The following is a 19,298-nucleotide window of genomic DNA, read 5'->3' as shown; positions in this document are numbered from 1 at the left end:
GCGGGGCATTGTTGCCATGACCGGGCCGGGACACGGTGCGGAGGGGTTCTCAGGCGGCGAAGTATCCGCCCGGGCGCGGGTTCAGCGCCCAGCCGATGGCTCGCTCGTGCAGCGGCGGCAACTGCGGGCGGTCGTCGAGGTCGAAGTAGCCGACCTCGAGGTTTTCGTCATCTCCGCGGACCGCCTGCCCGGAGCGGTGCGCGGCCTTGAAGACGATGTCCAGGTACTGCGCATGGTCCCCGTTGGGGTAGACGGTGGGCGCAGTGACGCCGACGCCCAGCAGGTCGGTGATTTCGCAGTCCACCCCGGTCTCCTCCAGCACCTCGCGGGCAGCGGTGTGCGAGGCTTCTTCCCCGGGTTCGATGATTCCGGCCGGAAGCGTCCATTTGCCGTTGTCTGCACGGCGCACCAGCAGCACCCGATCCCCGTCGAGGACCACGACCTTCACCCCGGAAAGCCACAACATTTCGTGTCCGATATGGGTTCTTAGATTCGTGATGAACTCAGGCGTGGGCATGAACCTATCGTGCCACAAAGAGTGCAATCAGCGCGCCGATGATCATGAACGGGCCGAAGGGCACCGCTGATTTCAGCGTCAGCCGGCGCAGGATCGTCCCCAGCAGCACGAACAGCGTTGCCATGACGAATGCCAGCAGCGTGGCAAGGAACAGCGAGGCCATGGAAAAATAGGCCAGGTTCAGCCCGAGCACGGAGGAGAGCTTCACGTCCCCCATGCCCATGGCGCCGGAGGAAACCAGCGAGACCAGCAGGTACCCTCCGCACAGCAGCGCCATTCCGAACAGCGCCCGCAGCACCGGCCAGAAGTCCATGCGGACCGCCCCCAGCAGCGAGAGGATGATCACGGAAGCCAGCAGCCATCTGGCTATCAGCCGGTTCGGCAGCCGGTGCCCGGCGATGTCCGCGGCGGACAGCGCATACCCGAAGCAGGCAAAGCAGGCGAGTAGCGCGGCGACCAGCAGCGCCGCCGCCCACGATTCCTGGGCGACGGCCAGGATCTGCACCGGGTTGCGCTCCAACATGCTTCCAGCATAGGCGCGGTCGCCGAGCCTGTCGGCGGGCGCCGGAGGGAATGTGCACAACCGGTGCTATTCACCGTTCCTGCTCCTAGACTGGAGTCATGACCCAGCCAGCAGCACCGCAGCTTTTCCCCGGGCATCCGCTGCCCGATTCGGCAGCCCGACGGCGTTTCCGTGCCCTGGCCCGTTCGGCCCCCTGGCTGAGCACCTCCGTGCGCTTCTCCTTCGCGGTGCCCCCGGCATTCCAGGACCCCGCCCGCGGTATGGAAGGCCGTGTGGAGATGATCATCCGGCAGCGCGAGGCCGTGGCGGCCTTCGATGAGTCCGGACGGCTGGTCTACCAGCGCGAGCAGTTCACCGCCGACCGCGGGCGCGACTACGTGGCCGCCGCCTCGGCCTCGTCCTGGCAGCTGCCGGCGGGCCTGACCTCCCCGGTCTTCACCAGCGACCGGCTGGTGCTGCGCCGCCCGCAGATCGCCGGGTTCGGCGACCTGCTGCCCTTGGAATTCCTGTCCACGATGCTCGACCCGTTCGAAGTTGCCGGTGCTGAACCTGCCTCGCTGGACCTGGCCTTCGACCATCCGACATACATCCACGAGCTGGCCGAGACAGAGTTCGCCGGACGCAGAGTGCTGGCCGCGGTGCTGTCGGCCGGCTACAGCTACCGCCCGTGCCTTGCTGACTTCGCGCTGGTTCCGCCGGAGACCCGGACGCTGCTCATGCTGGATGCGGACACCGGGATCTGTGTGCACCGCCGCGTGCTGGATCCCGGCAGCCCGGCGCCCGAGATCAGCCTGCAGGTGCTGGCGCACAACGAGTACTACATCGACTCGCTGTTCACCGCGCCGGCCCCCACGCTGACCGATGTCAGGGCACCGATCCCGTGGGAGCTGCGCGGCGACGCCGGCAACGGCTAACCCAGGTAGGGGCCGTCCAGCATCTCGGTGACCAGCGCGGCGATGGCCGAACGCTCCGACCGGGTCAGCGTCACGTGCCCGAACAGCGAATGCCCCTTGAGCTGCTCCACCACGGCGGCCACCCCGTCGTGGCGTCCCACATGCAGGTTGTCGCGCTGGGCCACGTCGTGGGTCAGCACCACCTTGGAATTCTGCCCGATGCGCGAGAGCACGGTGAGCAGCACATTGCGCTCCAGGGACTGCGCCTCGTCCACGATCACGAACGAGTCATGCAGCGAACGGCCGCGGATGTGGGTCAGCGGCAGCACTTCCAGCATGCCGCGGTCCACCACCTCGTCGATGACGTTCTTGGACACGATGGAGCCGAGGGTGTCGAAGACCGCCTGGGCCCAGGGTCCCATCTTCTCGCCTTCGGAGCCGGGCAGGTAGCCCAGCTCCTGCCCGCCGACCGCATACAGCGGGCGGAACACGGTGATCTTCCGGTGCTCCCTGCGCTCCATGACCGCCTCCATGCCGGCGCACAGCGCCAGGGCGGACTTTCCGGTGCCGGCGTTGCCGCCGAGCGAAACGATGCCCACCCCGGGGTCCATGAGCAGGTCCAGGGCGATGCGCTGCTCGGCGCTGCGGCCGTGCAGCCCGAAGGCCTGCTGGTCGCCGCGCACCAGCTTCAACGTGGTGGCATCCGTCTTGCGCCCCAGGGCGCTGCCGCGCGGCGAGGTGATCACGAAACCCGTGTTGACCGGGGCATCGGCGATCTCCGGCAGGTTGGCCAGCTGTTCGCGTTCATAGAGCGAGGCCATGGTGTCCTCGCCCAGTTCCAGCTGCTGGATCCCGCTCCAGCCGGTGGTGGTGATCAGCTCGCTGCGGTAGACCTCCGCATGGATGCCGATGGCCGAGGCCTTGATGCGCATCGGCAGGTCCTTGGTCACCAGGGCGACATCCTGGCCCTCATCCAGCAGGTGCTTGGCCACGGCGAGGATGCGGGTGTCGTTGTCTCCCCCGCGCATGCCCACCGGAAGCACTTCGGCGGCGATGTTGTTCAGCTCGATGCGCAGCGTGCCTCCGCTGTCGGAGACCGGTACCGCGCGGGAGAGCCCGCCGTGGCTGGCAATCAGGTCGTCCAGCAGCCGCAGGGCCTGGCGGGCGAAGTACCCGAGTTCGGGGTCCTTGCGTTTGTTCTCCAGCTCGGTGATCACGGTCAACGGGATCACCACATGGTGCTCCTCGAAGCGGAACATCGCCCTCGGGTCGGAGAGCAGGACCGACGTATCGATCACGTAGGTCCGGACAGTCTCGTCGGCATTTCGGGTCATGGCAGCGCACCTGTTCTCGGATCCGGCGTGGGGAGCATGCCCCACGCATGTGTGGGGACTCCCGGCACCGGATGTCCAGAGGCGATTCCGGTGGTGAAACCGGCGAACGCTGCTGTGGTCATCTAGTGAGAAACCCTTCGCTCAGCGGGGGCTGTATGCCCCTGCCTTAGTGCTCACGATAGCCCCAAAGACAGGCCAATGAATACGGGGAAGGGTTAAGAGTAGGCAACGTTTTCACGAACGTTGGCCTCCGGCGGAAATTCCTAGGTGCCGAAGCGGCGCTGGCGGTCCGCGAAGTCGCGCAGGGCGCGCAGGAAGTCGACCCGCCGGAAGTCGGGCCACAGGGCCTCGCAGAAGTAGAACTCGGAGTAGGCGCTCTGCCAGGTCAAAAAGCCGCTCAGGCGCTGCTCCCCGCTGGTGCGGATGACCAAATCCGGGTCCGGCTGGCCCTTGGTGTACAGGTAGGACTCGATGCCGTCGGTGCTCAGCTCGTCGGTGACCTGTTCGAGGGTGCGCCCGTCCTTGGCGGCATCGCGCAGCAGCGACTTGATGGCGTCCAGGATTTCGCGGCGTCCTCCGTAACCGATGGCCACGTTCACGTGCACTCCGGTGCGGTTAGCCGTCGAGGCTTCCAGCGCCGCCAGCTTCTGGGCCAGCTCTGCCGGCAGCAGGTCCCGGGCGCCGACCTGCTGGACCTTGACCCGGTTGGTCTCCCCCAGCCGGTCCAGCGTGGATCCGATGACCTCGAGCAGATCACGCAGTTCACCCGGCTCGCGGTTGAGGTTGTCGGTGGAGAGCATGTAGAGGGTGACGACCTTGATGTTCAGCTCTTCGCACCAATCCAGGAACTCCAGGATCTTGTCCGCGCCGGCCTGGTGGCCTGCAACCGTCGGCGTTCCGGCCAACTTGGCCCAGCGGCGGTTGCCGTCCACCATCACGCCGATGTGGTGCGGCAGCTTGTCGGCAGGAAGCGACTTCGCCAGGCGCCGTTCGTAGAAACGGTACGCGAGGTTGGGAAGCTGCACCGCGCCCTGCCTTTCCTTGAAAATTAAAAACCCTAGATTCCAAATCTACCGTGTCCGCCCGCCCGATCCCTTCATCTGGCATGGCAGAACCGGTGTTTCAGTGCTTGTACAGGGTTTGCACAAAGCGCTCCAAGGAGTCCACCGGCGCCTGGCACAACTCCTCACGGCATCCTTGGATGCGCAGCATCCCCGCCGGGTCCGCCGTGTCCTTCGCCGCGCCTACTTCAAGACCCAGCGATCGGCACAGCCGGCGCAGCCGTGCCAGCTGCTCCGGCTGGCCCCCGCCCACCGTCACATACTGCACCGGCGAGTTGAGCACTGCCTGGACTTCCAACGCGGTGGCGACCTGGGTAGGGACCTCGGTCGCCAGCGCAAGCGCATGAGCCGTCAGCCCGCGCGCCCGCTCAAGGCCCGCGGCTTGGGCTTCGTTCCAGGTGCCGTCGGCCATGGCCGAGACCGCTCGGCGGGCCAGGGCCATGGCGTACAACGCACCGGCGGCCGGAATCGCATCGTCGAGCACGGTCGCCGCGCCGGCAACACGCTGGGCGCTCAGCCGCGCATCCAGCTGCACCGCGTCGCGCGGCACGCCGGTTTCCGGATCGATGAAGTCGGCCGCGCGTTCGAGCAGTGCATCGGCGCGCGAGGCCCAGCGCCCCGGCTCCCGCACGCTGTCCAATGCCAGCAGCCCCAGGGCCAGCGCCGCGTAGTCCTGCAAGGTCCCCTCGTTGGAGTGCTCGGCCTTCCCGTCGAAGCTGACCCGGGCCAGGCGGCGTGTTTCGGGGTCCCAGTGCGCCTGCCACACCGCTTCAGCGGCGTCCTCGGCCGTTTCCAGCAGCTCGGGTGCATCCAGCAGCGCGCCGGCCTCGCACAAGGCCTCGATGGCCAGCCCGTTCCATCCGGCGATGACCTTGTCATCCCGCCCGGGCCGCTGGCGCTGGGCCCGGACCAGGCCCAGTTCCTGCTTCAGCCGCTCCCACAGGCGCTCTTCGCCAGCGTTGGGGAATCGGGCGAGCGACAGGCAGTAATGCCCGGGGTCCTCTGCGACCTCGGCGAGCCGGAGCAGGTTCGGCGGCAGGGCGTCGAGCTCGTCCAGGGCGGCGTTCAGCTCCGCCCGGGAGAACGTGTAATAGGCTCCTTCGATGCTTTGTCCCCCGCGCGGCGAATCGGCGTCGAGCGAGCTGGCCAGGGCCTGGTGACCGGCACCGTGCGCGGCGACGCGCATTTCACGGCGCAGGAAGCCGGCGGTGTCCAGGGCCGCCGACCGGGCCGCGGCGGCCAGCGCTTCGGCGCGCTGCTGCTGGGCGCCGGTGGCGCTGCGCGCGTATTCCCCGGCGAGCACTGCGCTGCGGGCGCACAGCGAGAGCAGCCCGGCGTTGTCGTAGAGCATCTTCTCGAAGTGCGGCACCGACCACTGCTCATCCACGCAGTAGCGCGCGAAACCGCCGCCCAGGTGGTCCTGCAGGCCGCCGCGCAGCATCGCTTCCAGTGTGGTGGCCGCGGCGTTGAAGACTTCGTCGCCGTGGCTCCCGCCGGCGGGCACCGAGCGCCACAGGGTTTTCAACGCCCAGGTCGGCGGAAATTTCGGTGCAGGGGTGGTGCCGCCCTCGGGGCGGGTGGCGGAGACCCAGTGGGCTATGGCGGCTTCTTGGGCCTGCTGCGCCGGCAGCGCCGAATGCAGGGACAGCAGCGCGCCCTGCCTGCTGCCGAGCTCGGCCAGATGTCCGGCGAGCATGTCGGCCTGCTCGGTCAGGCCTTCGCGCTTGGATTCCCAGGCTTCGCTGACGGCGTTGAGCACCTGGGTGAAGGAGGGGGTCTTGCCGCGGGGCGCAGCCGGATAATAGGTTCCGGCGTGGAAGGTGCGCCCGTCGGGCAGGGCGAAGATGGTCATAGGCCAGCCGCCGGCGCCGGTGAGCGCCTGGGTGGCCATCATGTAGGTGTCGTCCACCAGCGGGTGTTCCTCCCGGTCCACCTTGATGGCGACGAAATGCTCGTTGAGCAGCTGCGCGATGGCGGGATCGTCAAAAGACTCATGGCTCATGACATGGCACCAGTGGCATGCCGAATACCCGATGGAGAGCATCACCGGAACGTCGCGCAGGCGCGCCTGTTCAAAGGCCTGGTCCCCGTACGGGAACCAGTCCACTAGCTGGTGTGCATGTTGCCTGAGGTACTGGCTCGAAGAGCCTGAAAGTCGCTGAGCCACGACTTCAAGCTAGCACGGACTACTTCTCTTCGCTGGTCTTCGGGTCGATCGGCTCGTCAGGCTCCTCAAGCTTGCGCTTTTCGCCGTCTTCCATCATCTGCTGCTGGCGCAGTTCGGCCTCTGATTGGTAGCGCACACGGCGCACACGGCGGACCATGTCACGCATCAGGAAGATGCCGGCAACAACCATCACTGCGGTGAAGACGAAGCCGAGGAAACCCGGTCCGTAGTCGCTGGCCTTCTCCGTGCCAAAGGTATTGCGGGTCGATGCCAGGATCACGGACGCGTAGATCGCATTCACGGTGTACAGACAACTCATTTCTACAGCTGGAAGTTATTAGGAACTATCTTAGTCCGGCGAACAGGTCGGACTCCGGCAGTTCGGTGGCCACCTTGGAGGAAATCAAGGTGTAGTCCTCCCACGGCCAGCTTTCAGCATAGACGTGTTCCGGAACGGCGAAGAAGAAACCCTCGGGGTCGATCTGGGTTCGGTGGGCCAGCAGGGCCTGATCGCGCAGGGAGAAGTAGTCGGCGCACAGGACCTGGGTGGTCGTGGTGTGTGGCGAAACCCACTTGAACATCTGGTTGTCCTCGTCGGCTTCCCACTGGGCCACGCGTTCGGTATAGGGCGACTCGTAGCCCGCCTCGATCATCGCGTAGTGCAGGGTGCGGAAGCGCTCCGGGGAGAACGCGCGGTCGTAGTACAGCTTGCCGACCTGCCACGGGTCGCCCAGTTCCGGGTACATTTCCGGGTTTCCGGCGTGCTCGAAGGCGAAGGAGGAAACCTTGTGGCACTGGATGTGGTCCGGGTGCGGGTAGCCGCCGTTTTCGTCATAGGTGACGATGACATGCGGACGGAATTCGCGGATCAGCTTGATGACGCCCGCGGCGGCGGTCTCCACCGGCTGCAGGGCAAACGCCCCGAAGGGAAGCTCGGGCAGCGGGTCGCCCTCGGGAAGACCCGAGTCGACATATCCGAGCCAGCGGTGCTTGATGCCAAGAACCGCGGCGGCTTCGGCCATCTCGGTGCGGCGCACGCCGGGCAGGTCGCGGTGCGCGTGGGCTAGTTCCCCGGCCGCCGCGTTGAGGATGTCTCCGCGTTCACCGCCGGTGCAGCTGACGACCATGACTTCGGCGCCGGCATCGATGTAGGCCGCCATGGTGGCGGCGCCCTTGGATGATTCGTCGTCAGGATGCGCATGGATCGCCATGAGGCGCAGGCCCTGGGAAGGGGCGATCTTTTTCATCACGTGGTTCTCCACTGGTCAACTTCCTTCGGCACTTTTGTACATTCGCGCGGGACTTTGGCACCCACCCTCTACCTCAACCATTGTCCGACCTCTCGTTATTCCCCAGGGCTAGTCAACGGTAGACTTAACCTCCAGGACCCAACGAAAGGCAGGCCCTCGATTACCGGGCCGCCGCCAAGGCAAGAGAGTGGAGCAAGGCGCGCAATGTCTGATCCAAGCTTAACGGCTCGCTACAACAACCCCAAGAAACGCCACCTGTCGAAAAGGAACCGCAACATCCTGATCGGTGCGGCCCTGGTTGTTGGAATCGCCGGCGCCGGCTATTTCGCGTCGGCGAATTACGACGCGCTCTCCTACCAGGACGTTCGTTTCGACATCGAGTCGCCCACCATGGCCCAGGCAACGATTGCCGTGGAATACAACGCCAAGGACCGGGTGCAGTGCGATGTGCGCGCCATGAACAAGACCAAAGCCATCGTCGGTTTCAAGACGATCGTGATGGATCCGGGGGAACAGACCGGCGTGGTGAGCCAGACGCTCACCGTGGACCTGCATACCGACAACCTGGCGGTGACCGCGGGGATTGAAGAATGCTCCGTCGTCCCGCAGGACTTCAAAGGCTGATATTTTCCCCGTTGACTTTCCTGATAGCTGAAACTATTGGGTTTATTCAGGTTTGGCGACTACTATCGATGAAAAGATACGTTTCGCCCCGCATCGGCGCATGACCGGAATAATGAACGAACCGGAGCATGTTGCTGGCGGGGTCTTTGCTTGCATCTGTAGGAATGCGGCATCCGCCGAACGTACCGAATCCGACTTCGTCGAGGCCACCGTACCGGTGGCTTTCCACTTTCCTGAGGAAGGTGCGGCGAGGTCCCGACTGACCAAAGGAAGTACAACCGTGAGCACCAACAGCAACGAACCCATCGTTTGGCTGACTCAGGAAGCCTACGATCGGCTCAATAATGAACTGACCTTCCTCTCCGGCCCGGGTCGTGCCGAGATCGTTGCCCGTATCGAGCAGGCCCGCTCCGAGGGCGATCTGAAGGAAAACGGTGGATACCACGCAGCCCGCGAAGAGCAGGGCAAGGCCGAAGCGCGCATCCTGTACTTGAAGGACCTGCTGCGCCGCGCGCACGTCGGCGAGGCTCCAGCCGATGACGGCGTTGTCGAACCGGGCATGCTGGTCGTGGCCAACATCGCCGGCGACGAGACCACCTTCCTGTTCGGCTCGCGCGAGGTGGCCGGCGACACCGACCTGGAGGTCTACTCCGAGCAGTCCCCCATCGGCGTGGCAGTGCACGGCGCCAAGGTGGGCGACAAGCTGACCTACGCCGCACCGAACGGCCGCGACATCAAGGTGGAGATCCTCTCCGCCAAGCCGTTCTCCGCCTAGCAACAGCTCAGGCAAGACCAAAAGCCGCTGGCCGCCCCTTTTCGGGGGCGGCCAGCGGTTTTTCGGGTTCCGGCTAGGCGACGGAGCCGCCGGCGGTGTTGGTGATGTGGGGGTCGAAACCTTCGGCCCGCAGGTTGTTCAGCACCATCCTGGAATGTTCGTGCCCCTTGGTTTCCAAATCGATGGTGATCGCCACGTCGCCCATGGACAGCGAGCCGCCGATGCGGGTGTGGTCCAGCCGGGTCACGTTGGCATCCGATTCGGCGATGATGCGGGAGATCTGCGCCAGGGCGCCGGGACGGTCCGGCAGCATCATCCGGATGGTCAGGAAGCGTCCGGCGGCGGACAGGCCGCGCTGGATGACCTTGAGCATCAGCAGCGGGTCGATGTTGCCGCCCGAGAGGATCACCGCGGTGGTGCCAGGGTTGATGCCGTGCTCTTCCAGCTTGTTCTCCAGCAGGGCCGCGACGCCCACCGCGCCGGCCGGTTCGACCACCAGCTTGTTGCGCTCCAGCAGCACCACCAGGGCGCGGGCCAGTGCGTCCTCGGAAACGGTGACCACGTCGTCCACCAATTCCTTGATGATCGCGAAGGGCAGCTGGCCCGGCTTGCCCACGGCGATGCCGTCTGCGATGGTGTGCACGGTGTCCAGCGGGACCAGGGCGTCCGCTGCCAGCGACGGCGGGTAGGCCGCGGCGTTCTCCGCCTGCACACCCACCACGCGGATCTCGCGGCCCAGCTCGCGGGCGCGTTCCTTCAGCGCGATGGCCACTCCGGCCAGCAGCCCGCCGCCGCCCACGCCCATGAGCACGGTGTCCACCTCCGGCAGCTGCTCCAGCAGCTCCAGCCCGATGGTGCCCTGTCCGGCGATGATGTCCGGGTGGTCGAAGGGGTGCACGAACACGGCGCCGGTTTCATCCGCGTAGCGCTGCGCTTCGGCCAGCGCCTGGTCCACCGTGTCGCCGAACAGCACCACCTCCGCGCCGTGGTCGCGGGTCGCGGTGAGCTTGGGCAGCGCCACGCCCAGCGGCATGTAGATGCGGGCCTTGATGCCCAGGTGGCTGGCGGCCTGCGCGACGCCCTGGGCGTGGTTGCCGGCCGAGGCGGCCACAACGCCGCGGGCCTTCTCCTCCTCGCTGAGCTTGGCCATGCGCACGTAGGCTCCGCGGACCTTGAAGGAGCCAGCGCGCTGCATGTTCTCGCACTTGAGGTAGACCTCGCTGCCCAGGTGCTGGGACAGTACGCGGGAGTGCTCCACGGGGGTCAGCGCGATGACCGGCTTGAGGACCTTCGCTGCTTCTTCGATATCCGCCAGGCTGACCGGCAATTTGGTTTCAGTGCTCATGATTCTAGTCCTCGGGATGGTCGGTAAGCCGGGGTGTCGGCGCAGGTGATGATTTGGATGAAGGAGTCGCGATGGCCGGAGCCTCCGGCTCGGCGGCAGGGGCTCTGGCGCCGGCCAGATCCGTGCCGTAGGTTTCGGCGACGAACGGGTCGTCTTCCCAGCCTCGCCGCGAAAGGTATTTGACCACGGTGTTCAGCACCGCCAGCAGCGGCACGGCGAACAGCGCGCCGGCGATGCCAGCCAGCATGGTGCCTCCGGCCACCGACAGCACCACTGCCAGCGGGTGCAGGCTGACGGCCTTGCCCATGATCAACGGCTGCAGGATGTGCGATTCGGCCTGCTGCACCAGCAGCACGATGGCCAGCATGATCAGGGCGTTGAGCCAGCCGTTGGAGACCAGCGCCAGCAGCACGGCCAGCGCTCCGGTCAGCAGCGCGCCGACCACCGGGATGAACGAGCCGATGAAAACCAGCACACCCAGCGGCAGGGCCAGCGGGACACCCAGGAAAAACGCGCCGAAACCGATGCCCAGCGCATCGATCAGTGCCACCAGCATCTGCACGCGCACGTAACGCACCAGCGAGGACCAGCCCCGGGTCAGCGCCCCGTCCATGGCAGGCCTGGCACGGCGCGGCAGCAGGTTGATCAGGAACAACCCGACACGGCGCCCGTCCAGCAGCAGGAAGATCAGGCAGAAGAGCGTGAGCAGGACGCCGGTGAGGATCTGGCCCAGTGCCGAGCCCCAGCTGATGGCTTCGCTGAGGATGTTGCTGGCATTGCCGCGCAGCTCGGTCAGCGCGTCGTCCAGCACCGTCTGCAGGTCGTCGTTGGTCAGTTGCAGGGGGCCGTTGAACAGCCAGTCCTGGATCTGCTGGATGCCGGTCAGGGCCTGTGTCCACAGGTCGGCGAAGCCGACGCTCAGCCGCTGGCCAGCAACGGACAGGCCCGCCGCGACCAGGGCCAGAAATCCGATCAGCGTAATGCCCACGGCCAGGCCGTGGGGCACCGCGAGCTTGGCGTGCAGGATCTTGACGACCGGCGAAAGCAGGCTGGTCAGCAGCGCGGCGACCATGACGGAGATCAGCAGCAGCGAGACCTTGGACAGCATCCAGAAGACGACACCCAGCGCCGCGACAATGATCAGCAAGCGCCAGGCCCAGCTCGCGGCCAGGCGCACCCCGTAGGGCAGATCCTCGGCCGTATGCAGGTCCAGCTGCTCGGCCGGAACCGCGGCGGGGGCCTCTGGTTTCAGGGTCGGCAGGTTGCCTCGCAGACGGCGCAGACGCTCTAACCGATTACTCTTCATGTCCCTACGCTACCGCGCGGACTGCGCCCCGGCGGATTCCATGTCGAGATTGTGACAAAAAACAAGGACCAGTACCCGATATGGGCACTGGTCCTTGGAATCTAATTCAATATGGCTAGTCGTCGCCGCGCAAGATAACCAGAATGCGCAGAATCTCGGTGTAGAGCCAGACCAGGGTCACGGTCAGGCCGAAGGCACCGCGCCAGGCCATGATGGCCGGGGCGCCCTGCTTGGACAGCTCCTCGATCATGGTGAAGTCCGAAACCAGCGAGTAAGTGGCCAACAGGATCGCCAGGACGCCGATGATCAGGCCCAGCGCGCCGCCGCCGGCGCTGCGCAGGCCGAACATGCCGTCGACCACGCCGGTGAGCATGAGCACCATGTTCAGCAGCGAGAAGACAACCATGCCGATCATGGCGACCATGAACATCTTGTTCAGCTTCGGGGTCATGCGGTACTTGCCCGAGCGGTACAGGGCTAAGGTTACGCCGGCCACTGCGAAGGTCGCCACAACAGCCTGGATGGCAACGCCCGGGTACATTCCGTCAAGGAACTGCGACAGGCCGCCGAGGAACAGGCCTTCTGCCGCCGCGTAAAGGAGGATCAGCGCCGGGGAAGGCTTCTTCTTGAAGGCGTTGACCAGGCCGAGGACGAAACCGACCAGCGCACCGGGGAGCATCAGGGCCGGGACGGCCCAGCCGATGGCGGCACCGATCACCACCAGACCGAGGGTGAACACGGTTTTGTTGATGGTGTCGCCGATGGTCATGCGACCCATGTCGGCGCTGGTGGCGGCCGGCTGCTGGTACATGCTGTCCAGCTGGTCGGCGCTCAAATTGGCGGTGTCACGGAATCCAACCGGAGCACCGGGCTTGGTGGCCCATGCGTCGGCCTGGTTCTTCGAACCAAAGATTGGGTTGCCGCTCAAGATTATTCCCCCGTAGGTTGTGTGGTCAGTAGGCACGGCAGTGCTAAATGTTACTGCTCTTAACAGTATTGATAAATGCTGTGAATCTGCTCAGTCAAAGGGATGATTTCCCCTCTTGACGACCTGAATTTTCTACTCCGTCAGCGAAAATCCCGGTGTAGCGCCGGTGAACAGCAGGGACAGCAGTGCAGCAGTGCACTAAAGCTCCGGCCGCCCTTGCGGGAAGTCCGGAGCTTTCAGATGTGGTGCCCCCAGTGGGACTCGAACCCACAAGCCTTGCGGCAGCTGATTTTAAGTCAGCCGTGTATGCCAATTCCACCATAGGGGCAGGACTCTAAAATCCTACGCGATCGATTCGGGAAAAAAGAAATTGCCCAGCACACAGGTTGGGGACCGCCCATGGCGATCCCCAACCCGTGATTCGATCATCGGCCGTGAAGTGCTACTTCTTCGGCTTGGCAGTTTCCTCGAAGGCGGTGCGCGGCGCGTCGAGGTTGTTCAGCTGCAGCGCGTCGCGGGTGAAGAACCAGGCAACCATCCAGTCGCCGAGCACGCGGAACTTGCGCTCGAAGGTCGGCATGGCCATGCCGTGGTAGCCGCGGTGGGCCATCCATGCCGGCCAGCCCTTGAGCTTGATGCCCACGACCTTGGCAACCCCCTTGTTCTTGCCGAAGCCTGCCACGGCGCCGAGGTTCTTGTGCTTGTATTCCTTGATGCGGCCAACGCCGTAGCGGGCTGCATACAGGTTCTTCGCCAGCAGCTTGGCCTGGCGCACGGCGTGCTGGGCGTTGGGCACGCAGGTGCCGTCCGGCAGGCCGCCGGTGACGTCCTTGACTGCCGATACGTCGCCGGCTGCCCACGCGCCATCCAGCGCATCGCCGTTCGCATCCTTGATGCGCAGGTCGGTGCGGGTCTCGATGCGGCCGCGCTGCTCGATCGGGAAATCGGTGGAGCGGACCATCGGGTTGGCCATGACGCCGGCGCACCAGATCAGGGTGTCAGAGTAGAAGGCGTCGGCCGGGGACTTGTCGGCCATGTTGATCAGCTGCAGGTAGCCGTCGGTGGCATCGGCCAGCGAGGTGTTCAGCAGGACCTCGACACCGCGGCTGCGCAGGTGCTCGACAACCCATTCGGCCTGTTCGGCGGTGACTTCCGGCATGATGCGGCCCATGGCCTCAACCAGCACGAAGCGGACTTCGCTCTGCTGCACGCGGTCGTTCAGGCTGACCAGGTGGCGGGCCATGTCCTCGAGCTCGGCGATGGTCTCGATGCCGGCGAAGCCGCCGCCGACCACCACGAAGGTCAGGGCGCGCTTGCGCTCTGCCGGATCGGTCATGTTCGAAGCGGACTCGATGCGCTCGGCAACCTTGTTGCGCAACGCGATGGCCTCTTCGATGGTCTTCAGGCCGATGCCCTGCTCGGCCAGACCGGTGATCGGGAAGGTGCGGGTGACCGCGCCAGCGGACATCACGACATCGGTGTATTCAATTTCGTACTCTTCGCCGTTGACCGGAGCAATGACTGCCTTCTTGCTGGCGTGGTCGATGCTCAGCACGCGGCCGTTGATCAGCTCGGAGTGCTTCAGGTGCTGACGGTGGGAGACCACAACGTGGCGTGGTTCAATCTGGCCGCCTGCAACTTCCGGCAGGAACGGCTGGTAGGTCATGTATGGGTTCGGGTCGACCACGGTGACGATGCCGCCGTGGGACTTAACCTTTTTCTGCAGATTCATCGCAACGTACAGGCCAACATAGCCACCGCCAACGACGAGAATGCGAGGACGCTTCTGGGAGCTTTCGATGATCGACATACTGTCGATTCTACGCGGATTTTCGGAGTTAGTGAAAATATTCACTAACTTAATGGGTATGTTTAATCACGTATCCGCCACCCATCGGTCCCGGGTGCGGGGCATTCGCCATGCACCCGGCTGATCAGGGTGCGGTTTCCATGTTTTTCACGCCGGATTCACGGCTCGAAAGCGCCGCGTCCGCAGGATCGCGGACGGGACACGGTGGCGTTCTTCCCCGGCCACGGCGCGCCGGGGATGCGATGGTTGGGACATGAGTGCTTTCCGACCGTTCCTGCTGTCCCTCGCGGCCCTGCTGGCATTGCTGGGAGCTGTTGGCGGCATCGTCATGTTCCTCCAGCCATGGCGCAGCTGCCCGGAGATCGATGACAGTTCCGCCGGCTGCCCCGCCACCGAAAGCGACCTCGCGCTGCTGGGGCTGGCAGTTGCCGCGATGGTGGTCGGGCTCGTCCTCTGGATCGCCGCCCTCCCCAGGCACCCGAAGATCACCGGCGAACTAGCGGCGCCGTTTGGCGCCCTGCCCGCTTCACCCGCTTCGTGCGTGCTGCCCGTCGATGCCGCCCGGGAACCGGCGGACGAAGGAAAATGACCCGGTGTCCTTGCGGACACCGGGTCATCATCTACTTCTCGTCTTCGGGGATGTCGTCGAACAGGTCGCGGCCTTCATTGGACTTCCCGACCCGCAGGTCGCTCAGCTTGGCCGAGGCCACCCGTGCGGACAGCGCCTGCTTCCTTGCCCTGGCGCTGACCTGCACCCCGCCGATGACCAGCACCAGCAGCAGGATCAGCGATCCGCCGATCACCAGCACCGGTTGCAGCACCGGCGTCGAGGTGTCCGGGGCGATCGGTTCCGGGGCGGCCACCTGCTTCAGGTCCGACTTCTCGTTGGAGACGCCCGGGTCCGGAGCATCCGAGGCGCCATCGGTATTGCGGCGGTGCACCCGGATCCATTCGGCAATGGTGCCCAGCGGATTCTCGGTCGCCACCGGGACATCCGCATTCACCGCGGCGTTCGCATCGATGATGCCGTAGCCGTAGAGGTTGTCGACCCCGGCCGCTCCGGTGTCCCTGGCGGTCTTCAGGATGCGGTTGATGACCTGCTCGGCCGGCATGTCCGGGTACTTGGAGCGGATCAGCGCCGCCACGCCCGCGACGATCGGCGCGGCGCCGGAGGTTCCGGACCAGCGCGCGTAGCCGTTGTCCGGCAGCCCGCCGACCAGCTTCTCGGCCGGGGCGGCCACGCCGATGGAGATGCCTTCCGTGGATGAATCCTGCGAAGCCTTGTCGTTCTCATCGACGCCGGCCACGGTCAGCACGCCCGGGATGGTCGCCGGCGCGCCCACCTGGTTCATGCCGCCGGAGCGGTTGCCCGCTGCGGCCACGACGACCACGTCGCGTTCCTCGGCGTACTTGAAGGCTTCGTCCCAGCTTTCGGGCCAGGCGGGGCTGGTGGAGCCCAGGGACATGTTGATGACCTTCGCGCCGGAGTCCACCGCGTACTTCACCGCCCTGGGGATCTGCTGCTCCACGGAGATGCCGGAGGGGTTGCCGTCCCCCATCCACAGCGACACGGACAGCAGCTCTGCCTTGGGCGCCACGCCGAGCACCCCGTCCTTGCCGCCGGACAGCGCGGGGACCTTTTCGTATTCGGGTTCCTCCGGGACGTCCTTGTCCTCTTCCTCGGCGGTCTTCTTGGCCTGTTCCCAGGCCGACTTCAGCCGCTGGTTCTCGGAGGTGACCCGGTCGATTTCCCCTTGGTTGTTGCCGCGTCCGGCCAGCAGGGTCGCCACCAGGGTGCCGTGCTCGCTCATGACGCCGATGGGCTTCTCGCCTTTGGCTCCCCCGGCCCCGGACATGTCGGCGCCGCCCACAACGGCGCCCTTCAGGTCCCGGTGGCCGGTGTCGATGCCGGTGTCGATGACGGCGACTTTCACGCCCTCGCCCTTGGTTTCCTTCTGCGCCTCGGTGATGCCCAGCGACTTCAGCCAGTATTCGGCGTTGCGCATGTCATCGGCCTGCGCCGCGGGGCTGGGCAGCAGGAACGCGAAGGCCAGCAGGGACGCGAGCAGGGCCGAAACGGCGGTGCGTACGCCGGCCGGGCGGCCGGAACGTGCTGGTGCTTTCAAGGTCATCTCCTGCCCTGTCTTGCCTGGGGTGTAATTAAGCGCGCTGCGCGGCGGAAGCCGCGATGCCGTCGAGGATGTCGTGCTCCGAGGCGACCAGGACCATCTCGCGGTGTCCGCTGGCGCGTTCCAGGTAGTCCAGGATGCGCTCGACGATGACCGCTCCGGCCTGGATGACGTCCACGCGTCCCGGGTGCATGAAGCCCAGCGCCTGGCGCTGTTCGCGGGTGTAGGAGAGCATCGAGGCGGTGGCCTGGCGCATCTGGGCGAAGCTCAGCTCGGCGCCGTGGATGGCCGCGGAATCGTACTGCTTCAGCCCCAGCGCCTGCGCGGTGAGGGTGGTGCAGGTGCCGGCGACCATGATGACCGCGTCCACCTGGCTCACATCCACCGCGCCGTCCAAGCGCTGCAGGGTGGCGTCGAGGAATTCCAGGCTCTGGCGCGAACGCAGCCCGTCGATGTGGAAGCGCTCGGTGACGCGCACGCAGCCCATGTCCAGGCTCTTGGCCGCGACCGGGCCGTTCTCGCCGCCCAGGACGAACTCGGTGGAGCCGCCGCCCAGGTCGATGACCAGCACCTGCCCGGGCTTGCCGGCGCGGACCGAGGCGGCACCGGTGAAGGACAGCTCGGCTTCCTCCTCGCCGCTGATGATTTCCGGCGCGACACCGAGGATCGAGGTGATCTTGCTGGTGAACAGCTCGCGGTTCGACGCGTCGCGGGCGGCGGAGGTGGCGGCGAAGCGGATGGCCTGGACCTGGTGCTCGTCGCACAGCTTCTTGTATTCCTTGACCGCCGCGAAGGTGCGTTCCAGGGCTTCGGGGGCGAAGGCGCCGGTGGCGTCCACGCCCTGGCCCAGGCGCACCACGCGCATGGTGCGCAGCACGTCGCGCAGCTCGCTGCCATCCGCCTCGACATCGGCGATCAGCAGGCGGATGGAGTTGGTGCCGCAGTCGATTCCGGCGACGCGCATTACTTCTGCTCCCCGGAGTTCTGCGCGGCCTCGCGGGCCGCGCGCTTCGCGGCGCGTTCGGCGCGCTTGATGGCGGGGTCGACCTTTTCCTGGGTCTTCACATGGCGCGAGCGGTCCTGGCTCGGGGCCTGGCCCTCGGTGTCCCAGGCGCCCACGCAGAAGCACTTGTCCTTGGTCCACCATTCGGCGATGGCCTGCAGCGCCTCGTCGCCCAGCGGGTTCACGCCCTCGCCGGCGGCCAGCGCATGGCCCACCAGGACGTGCAGGCACTTCACGCGCGTTGGCATGCCGCCGGCCGAAACACCGGAGATCTCCGGCACGGCTCCGGTGCCCGAACGCTCGCCAATGGCGTCGCGGTTGGCCAGGTAGGAGTCGTGGGCCGCGGCGTAGGCGGAGGCCAGCGGCGCCTCAGCGGCCAGGCGCTCGTTCATCTCGTTCATCAGCCCGGCGGCTTCCAGCCGGGACACGGCGGCGGTGATCACCGGGTGGGTCAGGTAGTAGGTCGTCGGGAACGGGATGCCCGAGGACAACCGCGGCGCGGTGGTGGCGACCAGCGGGTTGCCGCACACGCAGCGTGCACCGATTTCCACCACATCCCGCACCGGACGGTTCAGCTGGCGGCTGAGGGTGTCCAGGTCCTGCTCGCTGGGTACTCGTCCGGCGGCGTCCAGGGCTTCGCGGATGGGCTGTTCAGTCACGTTTCGTCTCTTTGCGTCGTCGGTCAGTCTGTTGCGGAACGGGTAATGGAGTCGATGAGCGCATCGACCCAGGGCAGTTCCTGGCGCACCTCGTAGGTGCTGCCGTTGCCGGATTCGGCGCTCTCGTCCGCTGGCTTCTCGCCAACAACCATGTAGAGCTTCTCACCGGGCATCACCAAGTTTATCCGTTCACGGGCCTGCTGCTTGATGTACAGCGGGTCGTCCCAGCGGGCGATCTCGGCTTTCAGCTCGTCGCGCTGGGCTTCCATCGCGGCGATGGAGGCGCGCAGCTCGTTGATCTGGGCCATTTGGGTGCGGTAGTAGTTCACCGTGGGGACCAGCATGACCGCGAAGAAGGCGAAGACCACGATCAGCGCGGCAATGCGTCCAGAGAAGCGGTGGGCGGCCACCGGTTCACCCTGCTGGACCGGGGCCTGCGGCGCGGGCTTCTCCCCCGGCTTGCGGCGCACTGCCATGGAGAACTTGGCCCGGTCTTCGCGGCGCCGTTCGTTCTGCTTTTCCTTGGCGCGTTCGCGCAGCGGGCGCTTGGAGCCTTCGGCGTGGGCGGCGCGCTGCGGCACCGGGGTGCCCGGTTCTTCGGGTTTGGCCCGGCGGCCTGCCTGCGCCGCCGTTGCGCCGCCTGCGGGCTTGGAGTTTGGCGGTTTGGGGCCGCCGGTCCTTCCGGAGCCTGCCGCGGAAGCAGCTGGCTTGGAATGGGTTTGCGGGACGCTGGGCAGCTTGCGGACCTTGGGCTGGGATGCCGGGGATTCGGGATCCCGCACGATATGCAGCGAGTCGGTGGCCGGCTCGGCCTCATGGGCCGGCGCCGGGTCGGCGGAGGCGCGGTTGGCGTTCTCCGGGAATTCCAGCGGCTTGTCCTGTCCCGGGCTAGGGGTGTTCCTTCGTGGCATGCGCGGTGGTCGCTGGGCCATATTCCCCCATTCCCCATGGTGTTCTGCAAGCGGTACATTCGC

At 66.1% G+C, this 19,298-nt stretch carries 19 protein-coding genes and 1 tRNA gene; 4 read left to right on the top strand and 16 right to left on the bottom strand.

Annotated features, from left to right (window positions below):
• Positions 1-49 precede the first annotated feature (49 nt).
• Both JQN66_RS03990 and JQN66_RS03985 read right to left on the bottom strand, forming a co-directional pair.
• Positions 50-466 carry an NUDIX domain-containing protein gene (locus tag JQN66_RS03990; protein ID WP_239464135.1) on the bottom strand — a complete coding sequence of 139 codons (417 nt, stop codon included), beginning with the start codon at positions 464-466 and terminating at the stop codon, positions 50-52.
• 55 nt (positions 467-521) lie between these two features.
• Positions 522-1,040 carry a prepilin peptidase gene (locus tag JQN66_RS03985; RefSeq protein WP_204676719.1) on the bottom strand — a complete coding sequence of 173 codons (519 nt, stop codon included), beginning with the start codon at positions 1,038-1,040 and terminating at the stop codon, positions 522-524.
• Between the two features lie 98 nt (positions 1,041-1,138).
• Here JQN66_RS03985 and JQN66_RS03980 point away from each other — a divergent pair, with 98 nt between their 5' ends.
• Entirely contained in the window at positions 1,139-1,954 is an 816-nt protein-coding gene (locus JQN66_RS03980; protein ID WP_204676718.1) for a hypothetical protein, read from the top strand.
• On the opposite strand, the gene JQN66_RS03975 is transcribed toward JQN66_RS03980, so the two are convergent.
• From JQN66_RS03975 to mca, 5 genes are all read right to left on the bottom strand, one after another.
• Positions 1,951-3,267 carry a PhoH family protein gene (locus JQN66_RS03975; RefSeq protein WP_204676717.1) on the bottom strand — a complete coding sequence of 439 codons (1,317 nt, stop codon included), beginning with the start codon at positions 3,265-3,267 and terminating at the stop codon, positions 1,951-1,953. The two genes, JQN66_RS03980 and JQN66_RS03975, sit on opposite strands and share 4 nt — an antisense overlap.
• A 263-nt stretch (positions 3,268-3,530) precedes the next feature.
• Complete coding sequence (locus JQN66_RS03970; RefSeq protein WP_204676716.1) at positions 3,531-4,292, bottom strand: isoprenyl transferase; 762 nt, start codon at positions 4,290-4,292, stop codon at positions 3,531-3,533.
• Positions 4,293-4,389: 97 nt separating this feature from the next.
• Entirely contained in the window at positions 4,390-6,435 is a 2,046-nt protein-coding gene (locus JQN66_RS03965; protein WP_239464134.1) for a thioredoxin domain-containing protein, read from the bottom strand.
• 79 nt (positions 6,436-6,514) lie between these two features.
• On the bottom strand, positions 6,515-6,814 hold the full coding sequence (locus JQN66_RS03960) for a hypothetical protein (RefSeq protein WP_204676714.1): 300 nt from the start codon (positions 6,812-6,814) through the stop codon (positions 6,515-6,517).
• 25 nt (positions 6,815-6,839) lie between these two features.
• Complete coding sequence (gene mca, locus JQN66_RS03955) at positions 6,840-7,745, bottom strand: mycothiol conjugate amidase Mca (protein ID WP_420870953.1); 906 nt, start codon at positions 7,743-7,745, stop codon at positions 6,840-6,842.
• Between the two features lie 204 nt (positions 7,746-7,949).
• Between mca and JQN66_RS03950 the strand changes: the two genes are divergently transcribed.
• Together JQN66_RS03950 and greA are read left to right on the top strand one after the other, a co-directional pair.
• Positions 7,950-8,369 (top strand): DUF4307 domain-containing protein, encoded by a 420-nt coding sequence (locus JQN66_RS03950; RefSeq protein WP_188947459.1) that lies wholly within the window; start codon positions 7,950-7,952, stop codon positions 8,367-8,369.
• A gap of 280 nt (positions 8,370-8,649) precedes the next feature.
• Positions 8,650-9,144, top strand: coding sequence for a transcription elongation factor GreA (gene greA / locus JQN66_RS03945; protein ID WP_188947458.1), 495 nt, complete (start codon positions 8,650-8,652; stop codon positions 9,142-9,144).
• A 73-nt stretch (positions 9,145-9,217) separates the two neighbouring features.
• Here greA and ilvA read toward each other — a convergent pair whose 3' ends face one another.
• From ilvA to JQN66_RS03920, 5 genes are all read right to left on the bottom strand, one after another.
• Entirely contained in the window at positions 9,218-10,489 is a 1,272-nt protein-coding gene (ilvA, locus tag JQN66_RS03940; RefSeq protein WP_188947457.1) for a threonine ammonia-lyase, read from the bottom strand.
• 4 nt (positions 10,490-10,493) lie between these two features.
• Positions 10,494-11,795, bottom strand: coding sequence for an AI-2E family transporter (locus JQN66_RS03935; protein ID WP_188947456.1), 1,302 nt, complete (start codon positions 11,793-11,795; stop codon positions 10,494-10,496).
• Positions 11,796-11,910: 115 nt separating this feature from the next.
• A complete protein-coding gene (locus tag JQN66_RS03930) occupies positions 11,911-12,729 on the bottom strand; it encodes a Bax inhibitor-1/YccA family protein (RefSeq protein ID WP_374189851.1) in 819 nt (272 codons plus the stop codon).
• Positions 12,730-12,966: 237 nt separating this feature from the next.
• Positions 12,967-13,051 (bottom strand) — tRNA-Leu (locus JQN66_RS03925).
• A gap of 114 nt (positions 13,052-13,165) precedes the next feature.
• Positions 13,166-14,533 carry an NAD(P)/FAD-dependent oxidoreductase gene (locus tag JQN66_RS03920; protein ID WP_188947444.1) on the bottom strand — a complete coding sequence of 456 codons (1,368 nt, stop codon included), beginning with the start codon at positions 14,531-14,533 and terminating at the stop codon, positions 13,166-13,168.
• Between the two features lie 253 nt (positions 14,534-14,786).
• On the opposite strand from JQN66_RS03920, the gene JQN66_RS03915 reads away from it, so the two are divergent.
• Positions 14,787-15,122 carry a hypothetical protein gene (locus JQN66_RS03915; protein WP_204676713.1) on the top strand — a complete coding sequence of 112 codons (336 nt, stop codon included), beginning with the start codon at positions 14,787-14,789 and terminating at the stop codon, positions 15,120-15,122.
• Positions 15,123-15,153: 31 nt separating this feature from the next.
• On the opposite strand, the gene JQN66_RS03910 is transcribed toward JQN66_RS03915, so the two are convergent.
• The 4 genes from JQN66_RS03910 to JQN66_RS18445 are packed head-to-tail and all read right to left on the bottom strand — an operon-like array spanning position 15,154 to position 19,256.
• Entirely contained in the window at positions 15,154-16,659 is a 1,506-nt protein-coding gene (locus JQN66_RS03910) for a S8 family serine peptidase (protein WP_417373749.1), read from the bottom strand.
• Between the two features lie 34 nt (positions 16,660-16,693).
• A complete protein-coding gene (locus JQN66_RS03905; RefSeq protein WP_204676711.1) occupies positions 16,694-17,626 on the bottom strand; it encodes a Ppx/GppA phosphatase family protein in 933 nt (310 codons plus the stop codon).
• Positions 17,626-18,324: a DUF501 domain-containing protein gene (locus JQN66_RS03900; protein WP_239464133.1), complete on the bottom strand. Its 699-nt coding sequence runs from the start codon at positions 18,322-18,324 to the stop codon at positions 17,626-17,628. The genes JQN66_RS03905 and JQN66_RS03900 overlap by 1 nt, the downstream gene beginning before the upstream one ends.
• Positions 18,325-18,347: 23 nt before the next feature.
• Complete coding sequence (locus JQN66_RS18445) at positions 18,348-19,256, bottom strand: septum formation initiator family protein (RefSeq protein WP_239464132.1); 909 nt, start codon at positions 19,254-19,256, stop codon at positions 18,348-18,350.
• Positions 19,257-19,298: the final 42 nt, after the last annotated feature.

This window comes from Glutamicibacter protophormiae (genome assembly GCF_016894325.1).
Taxonomy (GTDB): Bacteria; Actinomycetota; Actinomycetes; order Actinomycetales; family Micrococcaceae; genus Glutamicibacter; species Glutamicibacter protophormiae.
The sequence above is the reverse complement of the archived record's forward strand: the minus strand, read 5'-3'. Positions and strand labels throughout refer to the sequence as shown.